Raw genomic sequence first — 18,175 nt, 5'->3', positions numbered from 1 at the left:
GTGAAATCTCGAACCAAAACGTCGCTCGCGCAGGTCGTTATCGGCACGCTATGCGCGGCAATGATAGCGCTGTGCGGACTGTTTATGTCGAGCGGAAGCGTGTTGCTGTACTGCTCGGCGGTGGTTGCGCTTAGCGTTTTCGGCGTGGCGTTTTGCGCGGTGGACGGCGAGAAGTATCCGCACGCGTCGCGCACAATGCTCGTTTGCGCCGTGGTCGCCGCGGTCGTCGTCGGGTGCTATATATTATATATAAAGACGGGACTGTCGCAAAAGTTCACTGACTTCGACGCGCTTAAACAGTTTATACTCGATAGCGGGTTTTGGGGCATTGCGATATTCATAGGGCTGACGGTGTTCCAGGTAGTCGTACTGCCTATACCCGAAGCGGTAACGATTCTCCTAGGCGTTGCGATATACGGCGCGACTTGGAGCTTCGTGCTGTCTGTTATCGGCACGATAATCGGCTCGCTCATATCGTTCGTGCTCGGCAAGGTGTTCGGGCGCAGACTGTGCAACTGGATGTTCGGCGAGGAAACGACCGAGAAGTACGCTAAGCTGCTGGGCGACAAGGGGAGGTTTCTATTCATAATCATGCTGCTGTTCCCCGCGTTCCCAGACGATATGCTGTGCATGATAGCGGGGATAACGACGATGAGCTACGCGTACTTTACTATCGTATGCCTAGTTACGCGCCCCGTCATGATCGGGCTGACCGCGTACCTCGGCAGCGGCGCGATACCGTTCTCGGGCTGGGGAATACCCGTATGGATAGCAATAGTGTGTTTAATGTTCGTTGTGTTCGTGGTCGTGAGCAAGCTGAAAACCAAGATGGAAAACGGCAGGCGAAAGAATTAAAAGTATTTTTGTAGGCGGTCATTTTTTACTTGACTTTTACGGCAAGCGGTGGTAGAATGAAAATAATTTAATACTTGCCTTGCGGACAAGTAGCCGCGAAGAGCTTTTCACAGAGAGTAGGGCAGAGCTGAGAGCCTTATAAAAGCGTCGCCAAGCGAAACCACCGCTATCACGGCAAGACTGCTTGAAGTTATCAAGAAAACGAGGCGCTGATATCGGCGCGAAGTAAGGTGGAACCACGGAATTACAGCCGTCCTTATATATTAAGGACGGTTTTTTATTTGTACCGACAGGAGGACAACATGAACATCACACTTAAAGACGGAAGCGTTATCGAAGTCGAGAACGGCGTTACCGCGTACGAGGTAGCAAAACGCATAAGCGATAATCTTTACCGTGCCGCGCTCGTTGCGCGCGTGAACGGCGAGCTCGTCGATCTCAAAACGCCGCTTACGAACGATTGCACGCTCGAAATATTGACCTACCGCGACGACGACGGCAAGACCGTTTACCGCCACACCGCCGCGCACATACTCGCGCAGGCGATAAAGAACGTATATCCCGCGGCTCAGCTTGCGATAGGTCCCGCGACGGCGACGGGGTTCTACTACGACGTAGACCTTCCGTTCGCCATAACCATGGACGATCTCGAAGCGGTCGAGAACGAAATGAACGAGATAATCGCTGCTGACCTGCCTATCGAGCGTGTAACAGTCACGCGCAAGTCCGCGCTCGCGCAAATGCAGGGCTTCGGCGAGGGCTACAAGATGCAGCTTATTGACGAGCTTCCCGCGCGCAGCAAGATCTCGCTCTACCGTCAGGGCAACTTCGTCGATCTTTGTCGCGGTCCGCACCTGCCGTCGACGGGCAAGGTCAAGCACGTAAAGCTTATCCAGCTCGCGGGCGCGTACTGGAAAGGCGACGAGCATAACAAAATGCTCACGCGCATTTACGGCGTGGCGTTCGAGAAGAAATCCGAAGTCGAGGAATACCTCGAAAAACTCGCCGAAGCGAAGAAGCGCGACCACAACAAGCTCGGGCGCGATATGCAGCTTTTCATGACCGAGGAGCGCGTCGGTCAGGGCTTGCCGTTGTTCATGCCCAAGGGCGCGAAAATGATGCAGATAATGCAGCGGTTCGTCGAGGACGAGGAAGAACGCCGCGGGTATATGCTCACTAAGACCCCGTACATGGCAAAGAGCGATCTTTACAAGCTTTCGGGTCACTGGGATCACTACCGCGACGGTATGTTCATAATCGGCGACGAGGTGATGGACGACGAAGTGCTTGCGCTCCGTCCCATGACCTGTCCGTTCCAATACATGATTTATAAGAACGGCTTAAAGAGCTATCGCGACCTGCCGTGCCGCTATGCCGAAACGAGTACGCTGTTCCGCAACGAGTCGAGCGGCGAAATGCACGGGCTTACGCGCGTAAGACAGTTCACGCTCGCCGACGGGCATACCGTATGTACGCCCGAACAGCTCGAAGACGAGTTTAAGAGCTGTCTCGATCTTTGCGAATATATGCTGAGCGTATTCGGCTTGCGCAACGATATTTTCTATCGTTTCTCGCGCTGGGACCCGAAAGACAAGGAAAAGTATATCAACGAGCCCAAGAAATGGAAGGCGGCGGAAGATACTATGAAGCGTATCCTCGACGATCTCGGCGTGGAGTACGTGGAAGGTATAGGCGAAGCGGCGTTCTACGGTCCGAAGCTCGATATCCAGTCGCGCAACGTTTACGGCAAGGTCGATACGCTCTTAACCATTCAGATAGATATGTTCCTCGCCGAGCGGTTCGACATGACCTATATCGACGAGAACGGCGAAAAGAAAACACCGTACATTATACACCGCAGCTCGATCGGCTGCTACGAGCGCACGCTTGCGCTTCTTATAGAGAAGTTCGGCGGCGCGTTCCCGCTGTGGATCTCGCCCGAACAGGTGCGCGTAATGTCGCTTACCGAGCGCACCGCCGACAAGTGCAAGGAGATAACCGACGAGCTTAAACGCCGCGGCATACTCGCAACCCTCGACAACCGCAACGAGAAGATAGGCTATAAGATCCGCGAAGCGCAGGTAGATAAAGTTCCGTATATGCTCATAATAGGCGATAAGGAAGCGGAGAGCGGCATGGTCTCCGTCCGTCACCGCAACGATAACCTCGGCGTTATGACTTTCGACGAGTTCTACGTTAAGATCAGAACGGAAATCGACACGAAAGCGATTAATTAGTTTTTTCCCTACTTTCTTTTTCGAAAGAAAGTAGGCAAAGAAAACTTACATTATAGTATAAAAGAGTGGTTTAGATGAACCACTCTTTTTGTTTTAAACTTAAAGTTTTCTTGGTTACTTCTTTTTCAAAAGAAGTAACAAAAATCACTCATCGTCGTCATCTCTATCGCGGAGCTTGACTTTATTAACGACGTCGCGGCGGATCTCGTCGCTCATAGCGGCGTAATGCTTGCGCGTGGTGTTGACGTCCTTATGCCCGAGCACGTCGGCGACTACGAAAATATCATGCGTTTCGTGATAGAGCGTAGTGCCGTAAGTACTGCGCAGCTTGTGCGGCGTAATCTTCTTGAACGGGGTAGTTACCTTGGCGTACTTCTTGACCATCAGCTCGACGGCGCGCGGGGTAATGCGCGTGCCTTTGTTGGAAATGAACAGTGCGTCATGATCGGTCACGCGCTTACCGAACGGAGTTTTTTCGAGGATCTGGTTATCCAGCCAATCGATATACTTGCGCAGCGCGTCCGCGACTTCCTCGGAGAAATACAAAATCGAGGTGCTTCCGCCCTTGCGCGTAACGACGAAGCTGTTATCGGAAAAAATAATATCGGTGCGGTTAAGCCCCACGCACTCGCTTATACGAATGCCCGTGCCGAGGAACAACGACAGCATAGCCTCGTCGCGCACGGCGGTCTTTTCGTGAAAGCTTTTTTGCCGCCCCGTAAGATTATCGCCGTTCTCCGCCTCGTCGAGAATATCGACGACCTCGTTCACGTCCAACCGAATGATCGGCTTTTGGTGGATCTTGGGCGTGTCGACCTTGGTCATGATGTCGAGCGGCAGTTTTTCCTTTTTATAGAAATACTTAAACAGCGCGCGGAGCGACGAAACCTTGCGCTCCTTGGCGTGCTCCTTGCAGCTGTGCTTTTTGCCGTCCAGCGTGTACGACGAAAGATAATCGATAAATGCCTCGACGTCGGTGGGCGTTACGCGTTCGAGATCTCTCAAGGTAAGCTCTACTATCTGCTTGTCGCGGAAGCGGTAGCGCGTGAGATAATCGCAAAAGACCCGAATATCACGAAGATATCCGAGCCTTGTAAGCGGCATCGTCCGCATCGATATGCCTACGTTAAACTCTCTTGCGAAGTCTGGCAGGGTATCGAGCACGTCGGCGATCGCCGCAAGTGTTTTCTCGTTTCTTTGGTCGAAATAGGTAGAACTCATTGTGCATCTTCCGCAACGTATTCGATAGTGCCGTCGGCGTAGTTGCCCGTCTTTAACAGCGACATGAAGATCACTTCGCTGATCGGGATAAACAGTGCGTAGGCGAGCGGAATAACGAGCGATGGAACGTACGCTACCGAGAACGCGATAGGCATACCCCAAATAAGGTTCAAGCAGTAGATAACGACGGCGACCTGCACCATGACCACACAGCGAATAATGATCGAGAACTTAAAGTTGACGTTTATCCGCTTCGTGCGGTCGGGATCGCCCGCAAACCGTATTACCGCCGTTATGAACAGAAGAATAGGGAACAGTCCCGCAACGATATACAAAACGTAGTCGTACTTCATTCTCATTTTCAAGCCGACGTAGAACGTAAGGAACAGTATAAGTCCTACAAGGAACATGGACGCGCACATAATGGTGTAGTGCGTCATGAGTAGGCGATTGCTGTAATACCTGTACCGTCTGGTGTATTCCCGTGCCGAATTGTTATGCTCGCGGATCTGAACGTCGTTGCCCATATCGAGCGCGGCTTGGCGAATACGCGCAAACCTCTCGTCGGTCGGCTCCTCGGCGGCTGCGATCGCCGCTTGCTCAGCTTGAACGGGCTGTTCGCGCACGGCAGGTCGGGCGATCTGCGACCTGTCTACCAGGTCCGAAAGAACGGTCTTGTACTCGCGGCGCGCAGGGCTCTCTTCCTCGGCAATGCTGAATCCTATGTCCTCGCGCGGCGGAGTATATACCTGCTTGCTCTGCGCGGGCGCGGGCATTGCCGTTTGAACGGGTGCGGGCGGCGCAGGCTGAGGTATTGGCGCGGGCGGCTCGGTATGAACCACCGGCGCGGGTTGTTGGGTCTGAACGGGTGCGGGCGGCGGGGGAGTGGGCCGAGTTGCCTTGGTCGGCGCTTCCTCGTACCTGCGGTACTCGTCGGCATAGCTCCTGCCTCGTTCGTTGTTATAGCACCTATCTATTATAGACCGCGGATCGAGCGCAGTCACCGTTTGCGGTATTTCTTGCTCGTCGGGTTCTTCGGCTTGTCCGTATTCGTTATTGAACTCGTCGGCAGTTTCGTCCTCGTCCAAAATCTCGGCAGGCTCGTCCGCCGCTTCCGTTTCCGCTTCCTCGGTTTGAGTAAGAGAGAATATATCGGTCTGAACGAACTTTTCGGGCTCGGGCTCGTAGCTTACGACGGGCTCGGCCGCTTCCTGCTCGGTTTCTTCTATAATAGGTTCGTCAATAACGGGCGACGCCTGTTCCTCGATAGGGGGGAGGGGCGCGGCTTCCTCTTTCGGCTTTTTGGGACGGGGCTTGGGCTTGCGCTTAGGTAGCGCGTAGCCGTCGTCCTCCACGTCCGAAAAATCATTATCGGGCTGAATGAACACCGCAGGTTCGTTGCCCGTAATAAGCTCGCCGAAAAGCGCGGTAGTGCGCTCGAACTCGTTTTTATATTTAAGGAAAACCTCTCTGCCGCTGTCGGTGAGCGAGTAATACTTGCGCCTGCCGCCGTCCGATTCGGCGTTATCCCAATAGGACGAGATAAACCCTTGCTTTTCCAATCTTTTGAGGCACGCGTAAACGGTGGGCTGTTTGATTTCCCACTGTCCGTCGCTCCTTGCATTGATCTGCCTTATAAGATCATAGCCGTAGCGGTCGCCTTCGTATAATATTTTAAGTATAATGGTGTCGACGTTACCACGAATTAAATCGCTTTCAGCCATTTTTATACCTCTATACAGTATTATACAATACAATTTTGCTCGTGTCAATGTTTTTGCGAATAAAAAAATTAATCGTTATGTCGAAAAAGCTCTTAAAAGTATTGACAAATTGTGAACAATGTGTTAACATTTACCTGTATACATACGTAATTGTGAACAAATTGTGAACAAACTGTTAACACAAACAATTGTCCAAAGAGGTGAAAAGTATGAAACGCCATACAACCGCAACCTATAATAAAGAAAAGAGAACGATAGCCCGCGCGGTTATCGCTATCGCCACGTTCATAACGGCGTTGGCGATAGCCGTCACTTGCGCGCTGTGCTTTAATGCGCGATCAGCTGAAATGAACGTCGGCAATTCTGCGAACGAGGTCACGACTTCCGTGACCAACAGAACGGCGGGCGGCGATTTCAGCGCGGCGGGCGCGCTTGCAAAAGGCGATACGTTTACTCTATCGTATGCGGCAAGCAACGATTATTCTATAACCCTTCCTGCGGGCGGAACGTTTACGTTCGAGGTATGGGGTGCGTCCGGCGGTCAAGGCTATTCCGTGAGCGGCGCAGGCGGTAAAGGCGGTTATACCAAAGCTACATACAAAACCACGGCAAAAACCACAATTCACGTAGTAGTAGGCGGCGCCGGTGTCACGTGGAGCGGTTCGAATAAAACCAATGCCGGCGGATACAACGGCGGCGGCAACTCTCAGTCCCAGCGTACTTGCTCGCACGGTAGCGGTTCTGGCGGCGGCGCTACGCATATTGCTACGGCGGCAGGCGAATTATCGGGCGTTTCGAGTAGTTCGGTGCTTATAGTAGCCGGCGGCGGCGGTGGCGCGGGTAACGCGTCATATGCCGGCGGCAACGGCGGCGGAGATACTTCCGGCGTTACGGGCGAGATCGCGGGGCAAAATTCGGGCAATGCGGGTAGCAACGGCGGTTACGGTGGCGGTAGCGCGAGTAGCGGCGCGGGAAGCGGTAAGGGCTCCGGCAGTACTTATCCGGGTTCTGCGGGCTCTTTCGGTAAAGGTGGTAACGGCGGTACTGCTTCTAACTATAACGGCGGTGCCGGCGGCGGCGGTGGTTATCACGGCGGTGGCGGCGGCGCCGCGCCGAGTACGTGTGCATGCCATCCCGGCGGCGGCGGCAGCAGCTACGTAATGAGCGGGCTTACGAATACCGTTTTCAAATCGGGACAGCAGTCCGGTAACGGTCAAGCCATAATAACGGTCGACGAGGTCAACCAAAACCCCACGAGCAAGAACGCTACTAACGTAGCTATAAATGCGCGCGGTACGACTTCTACGGCTATTGCGGCAAGCACGATTGCGCAAGACCCCGATCCTGCTAACGCTTCGACGACCGCAACGACGGCATCCGTTTATTTTACTGCCGGATCTTCGTCTAACTATGACACTCTTCCTGCGGCTAATGCGGGACTTTGGGTCAACGGTACGAGCACTGTCGCTACAACGTACTTCGATTGGACGTGGGCAGCGTCTACGTTAACCATAACGAAAGTTAAGAAATATCCGCGCGTCGGTGTGGACGGCTGTACTACAGAGGGCGTATTGACTCTTTATACCAAGGTACGCGATAGCTTCGGTACGACCACTACCCGCGGTACGTCGACTATTTCGTTTACCGTTAAAGTCGCGGTCAATACCATTGCGCTGAACGTACTCAATACGGCGAATTATAACTCGGGTCCTTCGACGGGCGTTTACAGTTCTACGCTCGTTCCGTCTACCGTTGCCGATAATACCAGATACAGTACGGCTACGGGCAGGCAAACTATATTTATAAAGAAAGCGCTTGCCGTTAACGAGTCGGTAACTATCGCAGCTTCCGATATAGTGGGCGGCACGGCGAAAGTGAACGCTCTTGACACCCCCGTTATATCGCTTTACAATACTTCGGCGTTTGTAAACACATTTACGACCAGAAAGTATAAGGTTGACGAACTCGATAATAATACTAACAAGCTTACAGCTTACTCCAACGTTTCAACTGCAATTCCCAACGCCTTCACTCAGATTACGATCACGGCGGTGGCGGTTGACAGCGCATATCAGGTTTTGCCTATAAGGATATATGCGGTCGAAGGAACTACCGTAGGCAGTATAGTAAATAATTGCGCGGCGGGAGTGGGATATATAGACGTAGACGTAGTATTCCTGCTCGAAAACACGCGTCCCGTTTTGAGCTCGGCGAGTAACCTCGTTGATTTAAACGTAGGAGAGACTAAGTCGCTCACGCTTTCCTCGTACATAACCGACGTCGACGGTATAGACGCGTCGTCGCATACGATTTTATCGGTTAAAGTACCCGAAAATGAGGTAGTGCAGGTCAGCAACCGTAGCGGTTCCGTTCAAAAGAACGTAATCGGCGGCGGTGCGGCAAGCAGCTATAATGTCGGTTCCGGGTCGCTTCACACGAACGTTCTTACCAATGCATATACCAATACCTCTACGGGATTCAGTTCGTATATTGCGTACAACGCCAAATCTCCCGTATCGGGTACGTCTGCAAACCAGGCGTTTATGAGCTTTACCTATACGGGCAACAACAATACGCTCAGCGTTACCGGTTTAAGATCGAGCTTTAACCAGTACTTGAGCGGAAGAGCGAATGCGCTCGGGCATTTCTATCTTATCCTCAATATTAAAGATACGCGCAATGCCGCGGATACGGGTATTTGGCTGCCTATCGCGTTCCGCGTAGGTTATAATACCTCGTGGACTCCGACGGCTACCGTCACCGCACCCAATTCGCTAACGGGTCAGTCCACTTCGTCCACGTACCCGACCGCTTCGGGCTCGGTAGGGCAGTCGTTCTACTTTGCGCCCATGGCGATCAATAACGGCACTTCCAAGGTCGTAGGTCAGTATTCAAACGGTTCGTCCTACACCAACTCCGGTTTGCAACCGCTCGCTATCGACGGCGATAACTTTACCACCGACACCGGCACTGCGACTTGGGGAGCAAAGACCGTAGGCTTTAACGAGTTCCTTCGACTTAACTCGTTCAGCGCAATCGACTTTGTCAAAACGGTGAGCGAGGACGGCGCGACGGGTAACGCCACGAGCGCTCAAAACAAATACGTTAAAGCCGAAACTATCGATATTTACGTTCCGAAAACCTCGTTCAACGGCGGCAGGGTCGTTGTCGACGCCGATACGGGCTTGGCGAGCGACGGGCGCACGCATATCTTACTTACCGCGGACGGCGATTACTATAAGACCTCGGGAATTAAGCTGACTCTGCTTTCGGCTACAATGAATAGGTATTTCTACGGCACGGTAGGAGTTATTGACAGCGCCAAGAAAACCGTTACAGGTATCAATATAGCAATTCGCGTAAACAACCGCACTCCCGTAGGCGAGGAGGACGCAACCAAGGTTGCTACCGAAAGCGTTTACAGTGACTACGAATACAATAAGGCTCAAGGTAATCCGCCTACTATAACCTTTAAGATGCCACTCGGCGAAAAGATCATCGTTACGCCTTACGACTTTATAAGCGATCCCGATATGGCAAACCATGCGGGCGAGTCCAACATTATCCCCAAGTTCACGCTTAACGGTGTGACGGGCAGGTATGTGGCTTCCACCGGTATGCTCATAAGCGGTGGTACGGCCGCTGACGGAGGTGTGGAGTTTAACGGGCTTTACGATGGCACTACATATAACGTAAACAATTACGCCGACATGCTTAAAGCGATCAACGGAACGAATACCGTTAAAAAGGTGAGTTCGACCACTGCGGGCAACGTTGCGGGTGCCTCTGCAGTTGCCAATGCCGGCGTTTACCGCGATAAGCTGTTCTTTACGCGTTCGTCTGATACGGCCGACGCGTATGCGTTCAACCCCACAAGCTTCAATAATATCAATTCCACGGCCACTAATACCAACGGCTTTATTACGTACAGCTTCGGTTCGAGCGTTAAGCTTGCGGGCGAAGCGACTGCGCAGAACATTGACTTTATAGTCATTTCGTCCATATCGCGTACTTCGCAGCCTGCGTATATCGACCTTACCGTGCGCGACCGCTACGGCGACGGCACGGACGGTGCGGGCTCTATTCGCGTTCGTATTAAGATCGAGGTTATCAACACCGCGCCGCAGATTAAAAATGCCAACCGCGTTGTTTCACTTGCGGCTGCGCCCGTCGATAACAGCGGTACCGTCATTCCTACGGCTATCACGCTTCCCGCCAACGGCAATAACGACGCTAACGGTCTTATGGTCGACCCCGATAAGGATACGCCCGACTTTGTTACTTCGAGCGGACTTCTCGTTGCGAGCAAGCGAGGCATTACCTACGACGAGTGCACATCGTTCGACGACTTTATTTCCGATCCCGACAATGCGGTGTTCCTTACCGACGGCAACGGAAAATCGCTCGATAACTACATTACGGCTACGCTCGATTCGCGTTACCAAATGACTGTTACCGCGCTCAGCTCGACCAAGGCTATTGCGGGCGGCGTGTACGTTTACTTCTATGTAAACGACGGCAACGGCGGTACCTCGCTCGGCTTTATCCAGATAGAGGTCGTGGACTCTGCGCCCGAGCTCAATACCGACGAGAACTACGGCTTTAACGAGTTCGAGGACGGACAGACCGGCGAGGACTCGGCGGGGCAGACTGTTGTGGAGAAGCTTCCTACCTGGACCATCGAAACGACGAGTACGGCGGATATTTCGCGTAACCGCTATATCGTCGGTTCGGAAACATCTATCGATTATCTTAAGGCGTTCGGCGCGGTTGACACCGATATCAAGCTTATTGCGACCGATGCGGACGGCTTGCATAACAACGTTCTTCTTTCGCCCATGCTCGAAGCGGCGGACGGCGATAAGTACGTTAATAAAGAGCTTCCCGAAGCGAACGGCGATGGCTCGGTTACGATTAGCAGGGCGTGGTTCAAGTCTGCTGTTCCCGATGTAACGTACGGCAATACTTTTGCCGAGAACGCTAACTCGATTGCGGCAACAGTTTATTACAGAGTTAAGAACGTAGACGGCACGGTATCGACTTCCGCCGAAATGAGCGGATATACCGCGCAGATGATGTACTATCACAACGGCACTTGGCTTACCATTACCGAATTTGTCGACGCAGTGTTCGGATCGGGCAACGATAACCTGTCCCTAAACAATCTTTCGACCTATATAGACGGCAAGGGTCGTTTCGTTTACCCGTACTGGGCGCTTCGTTTGTACGCGCCTACCGGTATGGCGAGCAACAGTCGTGTGGCTATTAAGCTTTCGCTCCGCGACGAGGCGCATCTCGGCGGCGACACCGCGGGTATTGCTACGGCGTATCAACCGCTTAGAAGCGACACCAGCGGCATGAATGTAATCGGCGCGCTCAAAACCACCGTTTATCAGTATATCGCGTCCACCGGTATTCGCACCAAGGACGAATTCTCCAAGTACAACGATTACTACGTGGTCGAGCATACCAGAACGGACGGTTCGGAAGCCTCGACCAAGGCGTACTACTCGACCTACGACGGCGTTAAAACCAACGCGTATGGCTACGGCGCTACTATCGGATATAAGGTGGTAGACGGTGTTGCCATGCTCGATACTGCTGCTACCGGGAATAACGTTATTAAAGCGGCTAGCGGCAACGAAGACGGCACCAAGGCGGGCGCGACTGCGGGTACCGAGTATAAGACGGGCAACGAGAAACTGGCAGGCGCGTATAAGTACGTCGATACGATAGAAATTCCCACGGCTTCGGTCGATCTTAACGATACGGCTAATACCGTTTACGTACCTATGAGCTTCTTCGGTATGATGAAGGACCTTATCGGTATCGACGACCAGACCGTCGACGGCGGCGTTGTTTACAGCGATAACTACGTCGGATACAACGTAGGCTCAAACGGCACGCCGTATGTGCGCGGCACTATCGACGATATCGCTTCCGCTATATCCATTACGGACGGTGACGATATTTGGACGGGCGACGAGCTTAACAGTAACCCGTATGTTACGATCGGCGCGTTTGACGATTACAGCAAGACCGGCATTACCAGCAGCTTAACCAAATTCATCACGACAAGCAATACTGAGACTGTAAGCTATCCTTACTACAACAACCGTTTGGCGGTTCTTACAGTGGACGGCGACGACCATCTCAACAACCTTTACATGGATCCGACCAACAGAAACAGCTTCGTCGGCGACGGTAGAATAATGTATCTCGAAGATCAGTCGGTTAAGCTCCAAGAGCATAACTTCGGTCTGACTTTCAATAAAAAGAATATGCGTACGGGTACGCGCGATCTTACGATCACCATCAACCTTGCGCGTGCAAAGTGGACTTCCTCGTACAGCGGCAACGTTGACGTGGGCGAGACCTCTGCCGATGTAGAGAGCAATACACGTTCTGTTACCGTTAAAATTCATATCGAAAACGCCAAGCTCGAACTTTCGCAAGCACGAGCGGGCGACGGCACGGCGCTTCAATACGACGGCAATACCTACTATGTAGACGTTACGCTCGCTACCGCGGAGTCGCAGTCGTTCATGCTTGTTCGTCGCGGCGAAAGCGGCGTCGAGTCCGGCAACGCTACGTACAGCTATGCAAGCAAGCTGGCTTACACCGACGCCGACTACGGCATTGTAAATTCCACGACCTACCGCGACAACGCATACTTCTACGCCGACTCGTTCTCACGGCTCGGCAGCTGGCTGTCCGGCGAGGGCGCATACACGCGTGCTGTGGAATATGACGACGATAATAATTTGTTCGTTCATACGGCTGTCAACGCCACGGAGGAAAATAAAGACCAGAAGTCGATGCTCAACTACTTCGGCGGCGATATGAGCAAGCTTAATACCGATGCGAAGGTAGAAGCGTTCCAGCCTAACGACGGTATGTACGGCACGAGCAACGACGGTTACAGCAGCTACTTCAACGCTTCGCTCGTCGATAACGGCAAGGTCATTAACATTATGGCTACCCGTAAAACGTTCATCAATGAGGACGCGTTTGTAAAGGACGAAGAGTTCAACGAAAATACCGCTACGATAGACGACGTTAAAGCCGAATACTTAAAGCGCGGACTTATTGCAGAGTGGGATGCGAGCAACACCGCCAAGTTCCAGCCTAGTAGGGTTTACTATCCGTTCCGCGTAATCGTTTACGACGATTGTGGTGCAGGCTTTACCGACGGTTCGTATACCTCGATAGAGTTCCGCGTTCAGATCGGCAACGCCAAACCCACGCTTAAAGGCGTAGGCGAAGCGTCCACGCTTACCGGCGCGCAGAAAGGCGACCGCACTTACAGCGTTAACCTTGCGGTCGGCAACAGCATAACTTTCAACCTGTACGACTTCATCAGCGATCCCGATATTACCGCTTCGGGTAGTGGCAGCTCGCTTTTGACCAAGAACGAGTTCCTCAATCTCCGTAATGTTTATATCGAAACGGGCGATTACCTCGATTCGCCGTTTGCGCACGACGATTATTTGAATAAGAAAAAGACTTACGATCCCAATAACTCGGCGCTAAAAGAGGACGGAAGCGGGTATTACCGCGACGGTGGCGGCTTCTCGCCCCGCGGCGACAAAACGCGCGACGTTATAATGTGGATGGATACCGCGAACACGGATATTAACAGTAACAGCGTTCCCGGCACCAACAACATAACGTTCACTGTTAACAGGCGTACCACCTCCGTCATCAACGGCTCGGCGGTATCGATCAACGAGTACAGGTTCACGCTTAAATTCTACGACGGTTCGGACGAGAGCGGAGCTTATACAAGTAACCTTACGTTCATTATCAACATTACAAACCAAACGCCCAGAATTACCACTACTACGCGTAACTTCACCATGCATTCGGGCGACGACCTTACTATTCTCACAACGTACTACGATACCTTCCTTGGCGGCGATAATTCGTCCTATGTATACTCGTCTACCAAGACGGCGTACGATAGCTACATTAAGGGCAGTAACTACCAAAGAAACGGTATGGGACGGCACAACGCCGTCGGCGCCAAGACCGAGAACGACACCTCGGTTTGGTACTATTCAAACATTACGAGCTCGGAGTACGACAAGGTCGTTACCAACAGCGATATCAACCGCGAGTATAACGATGTGCGTTACCACCTTGGCTTCTTCGGCTTGGCTGACGACGACACGCCTTGGCAGTTGCGTATTTCCGGCTTCTCGTACTATAATGGTTCGGGCGCTAAGATAAATGTTACAGACGAGTTTAGGCTCGCTTCGGAAGGCAGCACGACTTCGGCAAGTATGCCGCTTGCGCTTCGCGTACAGGCGCTCAGAGCTTGTACCAATGAGCCGCTTATCGTTACGATTGATGACGGCGAGGGCGGCGTGATTTCGTGCACACTGTATTTCACCGTTATTAGCTCGTCGCCGGTTGCGTTGTCTAAGGACAATCCGACCGAGGCGAAAACTGTCGCCGACGCGGGGCTCGAATTCGATACGGTAGAGAGCTCGACTTCGGCAGGTTCGTTCAGACTCTACACTGTGCCGTCGAGTAATTCGACCTACGCCGTAGCGGGCGAGAATAAGTCAGCGCGCAATGAGTACACCATCTACATGACCGACGTCGCCAAGGATCCTGACGGCGATACCGAAACGGCTAACATGACTTTGTACGGCAACGGCGAGTTTGCAGTAAGCGGCAACCCGCTCTCGCTCGGCAGCGACGGTATTTATCATTCGGAATGCTTCGATATCCAGATACTTTCGGGCGGCAAGGCGTTCAAGCTGACAGCCAGGGATTATAATCCGAGCATTCCTTACGAAACGCTCAGCTTCCGAGTTGCGGATGCGGGCAACGGTGCGTACGACAACTCTATCGAGATTACGCTTAACGTTTATACGCTGTACTCCGATATGACCAACGCGTCTGCTGCGGCGCTCACGGGCGACAAGCTCACTGCGTACTTAGAGGGTAGCGAAGTCGTCAACGTTAAGTCGTACGACGCTTATTACAGCGCGTCTGGCGCGGTTAAGTCGACTTTCGCACAGCTCAAACTGAGCGGCAACCAGGGCAACGACGGTAATAACGTTTCGCCCATAGCCGACCCCGACGTTAAGACGGTCGGTTCGGAATATTATACCACGCGCCTTTATGCGCTTATGGAAGTCGACGGCAATGCGTTCAAGGCGATTTCGAGCAAAACGCTTGCAAGCAGCTTTACGATCAACAGCGCGCGCGGCAATTTCTATCTCACAAACAGAAGCTCGTTCGATCGCTATCTTATCGGCGGAATTCAGTACGACGGCGTAAATGCGACTGTTTTGTCGCGCAACCCCGAGGCCGCCGGCAGCCTTATCGAGGTCAACAAGTACGTTGATTTTGAGTTTGCACCGGATGGCTCTGCTATAATGTTTACTCCCGTTGCTTCCACTCTCGACAACAAGAACATTCTGCTCTACGTCGAAACTGAGAAGTACGTGGACGACAGCCGTAGCATTAAGCGCGACGACGCCGCTCTTTCGGCCGGCGCTGTGTTCAGGCTTAACGTTCAAGACTCCGCGCCGCAAACGCTGACCGCAGCCGGCATGACAATCGGTATCAATCAGGTTGTTTCGGGCTATGCGGGCGAGGACGTTAGGCTCACTATCCACAACGAGAGCGATCCGTTTAACGCAATGTTCATCGACTCCGACGCGCGTGATATCGTAACTATCAAAAAGTTCGACGACGCTGCGTACGAGAAAGCAATGAAAAAGGCGATTGCGCTTTATCCCGATCTCGACTGGAATAAGGACGACAAGAGCAAGCCTCGTGCGTTCTCCGTTGACGTGGACAGCGCGACCAATGAGCTCGTAATACATATCAACCGCAGGGTAGATATATTCGAAAACAACAAGTATATGCCGTCGGTAACGTTCCCGATCGAATTTACCGGCGTGGATATCTTGGGTGCGTCCGCTACGTCGGTAGTAGAGCTTACCATTTACAATACCGAGGCGCAATCGGTCAACCGCTACGTTGCTCAGTACGACAACTTGACGGGTGTTGGTTATACGTTCGACGTAGATGATAACGGTGAGTACAACATTAAGGCTTCACTCCAATACAGCAAGCCGCTCACCATTTCGCTTGCCGACTTCATGATCGATCACGATACCGAAATCGCGCCCAACTGCGATGCCGATTCGTACGTGTTCGCTTCGTCCACCCGCAACATTTATCCGTACGAGTACCTCGGCGAAGACGTTCAAAAGGTTTACTGGTTCGATACCTATAACGGTACTTACGATCCCGACAGCAAGGTCGAGCTTGCGACGGTTACGCCCGTCGGCGCAGACAAGTGGCACAGGAACGCGATTACGATCACGGCGACAAATACCACGCGTTCGCTTTCGGCGCGCACGTATCTGCGCATACTCGATAGGTCGACGGACAGCGATGACCGCGATACCGGCGTATTCGTAACGCTCGACATTACGGTCATGAACGACGCGCCGCACGTAAAAGAAAATATGTCGGCTACCACCGAGTACATGATCGGTTCCGAAACATCGACCACCGGCAGGCTGTTCTTCATAGGTGACTACGTAGCGGACAACAACGAGTCCGATGCTTCGGGCGACGTGTTGAGCGCGCAGACTCAAACGTACCTCCGCATATTCACGCACGAGCCACGTCAGGAGAACTTCGAAATCTATTCGATCAAATACGATACCGTCGCCGATGATAACATCGACTTCTACACCTCGTCCTTGTTCGAGGTTTCGAGACCGACCGAGCTCGACGAAGACCTGTTAGCCGAATACCTTGCACGCAAGGGCTTGGATGAGAGCTTTAAGGATACGTCCAACATCTACAATCAGTGGTTCGTTATTAAGCCTATAGCAGGGTACTACGGCAAGGGCGCTGTCGATATCACCATTGCGGACGGCGACGCCAATATCAGCCCCGACACCATGCTCACGACTTTCCGTATAAATATCGAGGTGCTTTACAGCCAGACCGAGGCGAATAACGAGCTTAATTCCGTTACGCTCGCTTGCTCCAAGTCGACGACGCTCGATATAGGCAGGCTTATGCCCGAGCTCGAAAACAAACTTAAACTCGATCTCGGCGGACAGAACAATGCCGAAGGCGATAGCCCCGAGGGCGATGAGGGCTCGGCTCTTACGAGCGCCGACGGAAACAGCGATACCTTCTCGCAATCGAGCTATTACGAACTTACGAGCGTTGAGTTCCAGAACGCTACCGACAGCAGCTACGCAACGCTCGAACGTATAGGCGAGTCCGCGGTATGGCGCTTGACTGCTAATAATCAGGTCACGTTCGATCCTATCCGCATCAACGTCAAGTACAGAATGCGCAACGATCCTTCGCGCGAGTACAGCAAGTATTTCAGATTTAACGTTATTGCCAACCAGTCGCCGCAGGCCAAGTACACCGAAATAACGTTCGTTCGTTACGATCGCGTCGGCGACGGCTTGCACGACCTCGACGACAGCAATACCGTTCGTCTCGAAGCGTGGCAGTTGTTCAGCGACGCCGACGATCCCGAGGGCGCGGCGATCCGCATCCTTAGCGTTAAGTCGCAGGTTTCGTCCATAGTCAAAGCTTCGTTGTCCGAGGACAAACGCTATATCGTATTTACGTTCGCCGCGCGCGGTAAATCGAATATTACCGTGGAAGTGACCGACGAAACGGGCGCGCCCGTGCTTCTGTCCTTCGTGGCTAAGAACGAGGACCTGCCCGCAGGTAGCTTGTGGTTGCAGATAAGGGCAAGCTTCGAGGGGAACACCCTGATTTGGGCGATAATAATCGGGTGCGTGCTGTTACTGCTTATACTCTTGATAATACTCATCGCAGTATTGCGTAAGCGCAAACAGGCGAGAGAAGAACTCGAAGCGCTCTTGGTTTCCGAAATGGAAATTGAGGAGCAAATGATCAAGCTCGCAGGCGGTCCCGCTCCTACCGATTACCAAAGCTTCGGCTACCTTCCTCCCTCCGTGACCATACAGCAAACTACCACTACTACCACGCAAATGCTCGGCACGGGCGGTAGTCCCGACCAGTCGACGCAGCCGATAGCAGAGCTTCCTCCGCCCGAGGACGGAAACGCGCAGTAAACCAAACCTAATAAAAAAGCCGTATCGAACG

Annotated in this window: 5 protein-coding genes; 3 read left to right on the top strand and 2 right to left on the bottom strand. The window is 52.7% G+C overall.

All coding sequences use genetic code 11. The annotated features are described in order from the left end of the window. Together HDT28_09075 and thrS are read left to right on the top strand one after the other, a co-directional pair. On the top strand, positions 1-855 hold the full coding sequence (locus HDT28_09075) for a TVP38/TMEM64 family protein (GenBank protein ID MBD5132716.1): 855 nt from the start codon (positions 1-3) through the stop codon (positions 853-855). A 302-nt stretch (positions 856-1,157) separates the two neighbouring features. Next, the gene (gene thrS / locus HDT28_09070) at positions 1,158-3,092 is read left to right on the top strand and encodes a threonine--tRNA ligase (GenBank protein MBD5132715.1); all 1,935 of its coding nucleotides are present in this window, start codon (positions 1,158-1,160) and stop codon (positions 3,090-3,092) included. A gap of 144 nt (positions 3,093-3,236) precedes the next feature. Here thrS and HDT28_09065 read toward each other — a convergent pair whose 3' ends face one another. Together HDT28_09065 and HDT28_09060 are read right to left on the bottom strand one after the other, a co-directional pair. After that, on the bottom strand, positions 3,237-4,313 hold the full coding sequence (locus HDT28_09065; GenBank protein MBD5132714.1) for a tyrosine-type recombinase/integrase: 1,077 nt from the start codon (positions 4,311-4,313) through the stop codon (positions 3,237-3,239). Then, positions 4,310-6,037 (bottom strand): PadR family transcriptional regulator, encoded by a 1,728-nt coding sequence (locus HDT28_09060; GenBank protein MBD5132713.1) that lies wholly within the window; start codon positions 6,035-6,037, stop codon positions 4,310-4,312. The genes HDT28_09065 and HDT28_09060 overlap by 4 nt, the downstream gene beginning before the upstream one ends. 209 nt (positions 6,038-6,246) lie before the next feature. On the opposite strand from HDT28_09060, the gene HDT28_09055 reads away from it, so the two are divergent. Then, the gene (locus HDT28_09055) at positions 6,247-18,144 is read left to right on the top strand and encodes a hypothetical protein (GenBank protein MBD5132712.1); all 11,898 of its coding nucleotides are present in this window, start codon (positions 6,247-6,249) and stop codon (positions 18,142-18,144) included. Positions 18,145-18,175 lie beyond the last annotated feature (31 nt).

Source organism: Clostridiales bacterium (assembly GCA_014799665.1).
Taxonomy (GTDB): Bacteria; Bacillota; Clostridia; order Christensenellales; family Pumilibacteraceae; genus Anaerocaecibacter.
Note: the sequence above shows the minus strand (reverse complement) of the source record. Positions and strands in the feature narration are given on the sequence as shown.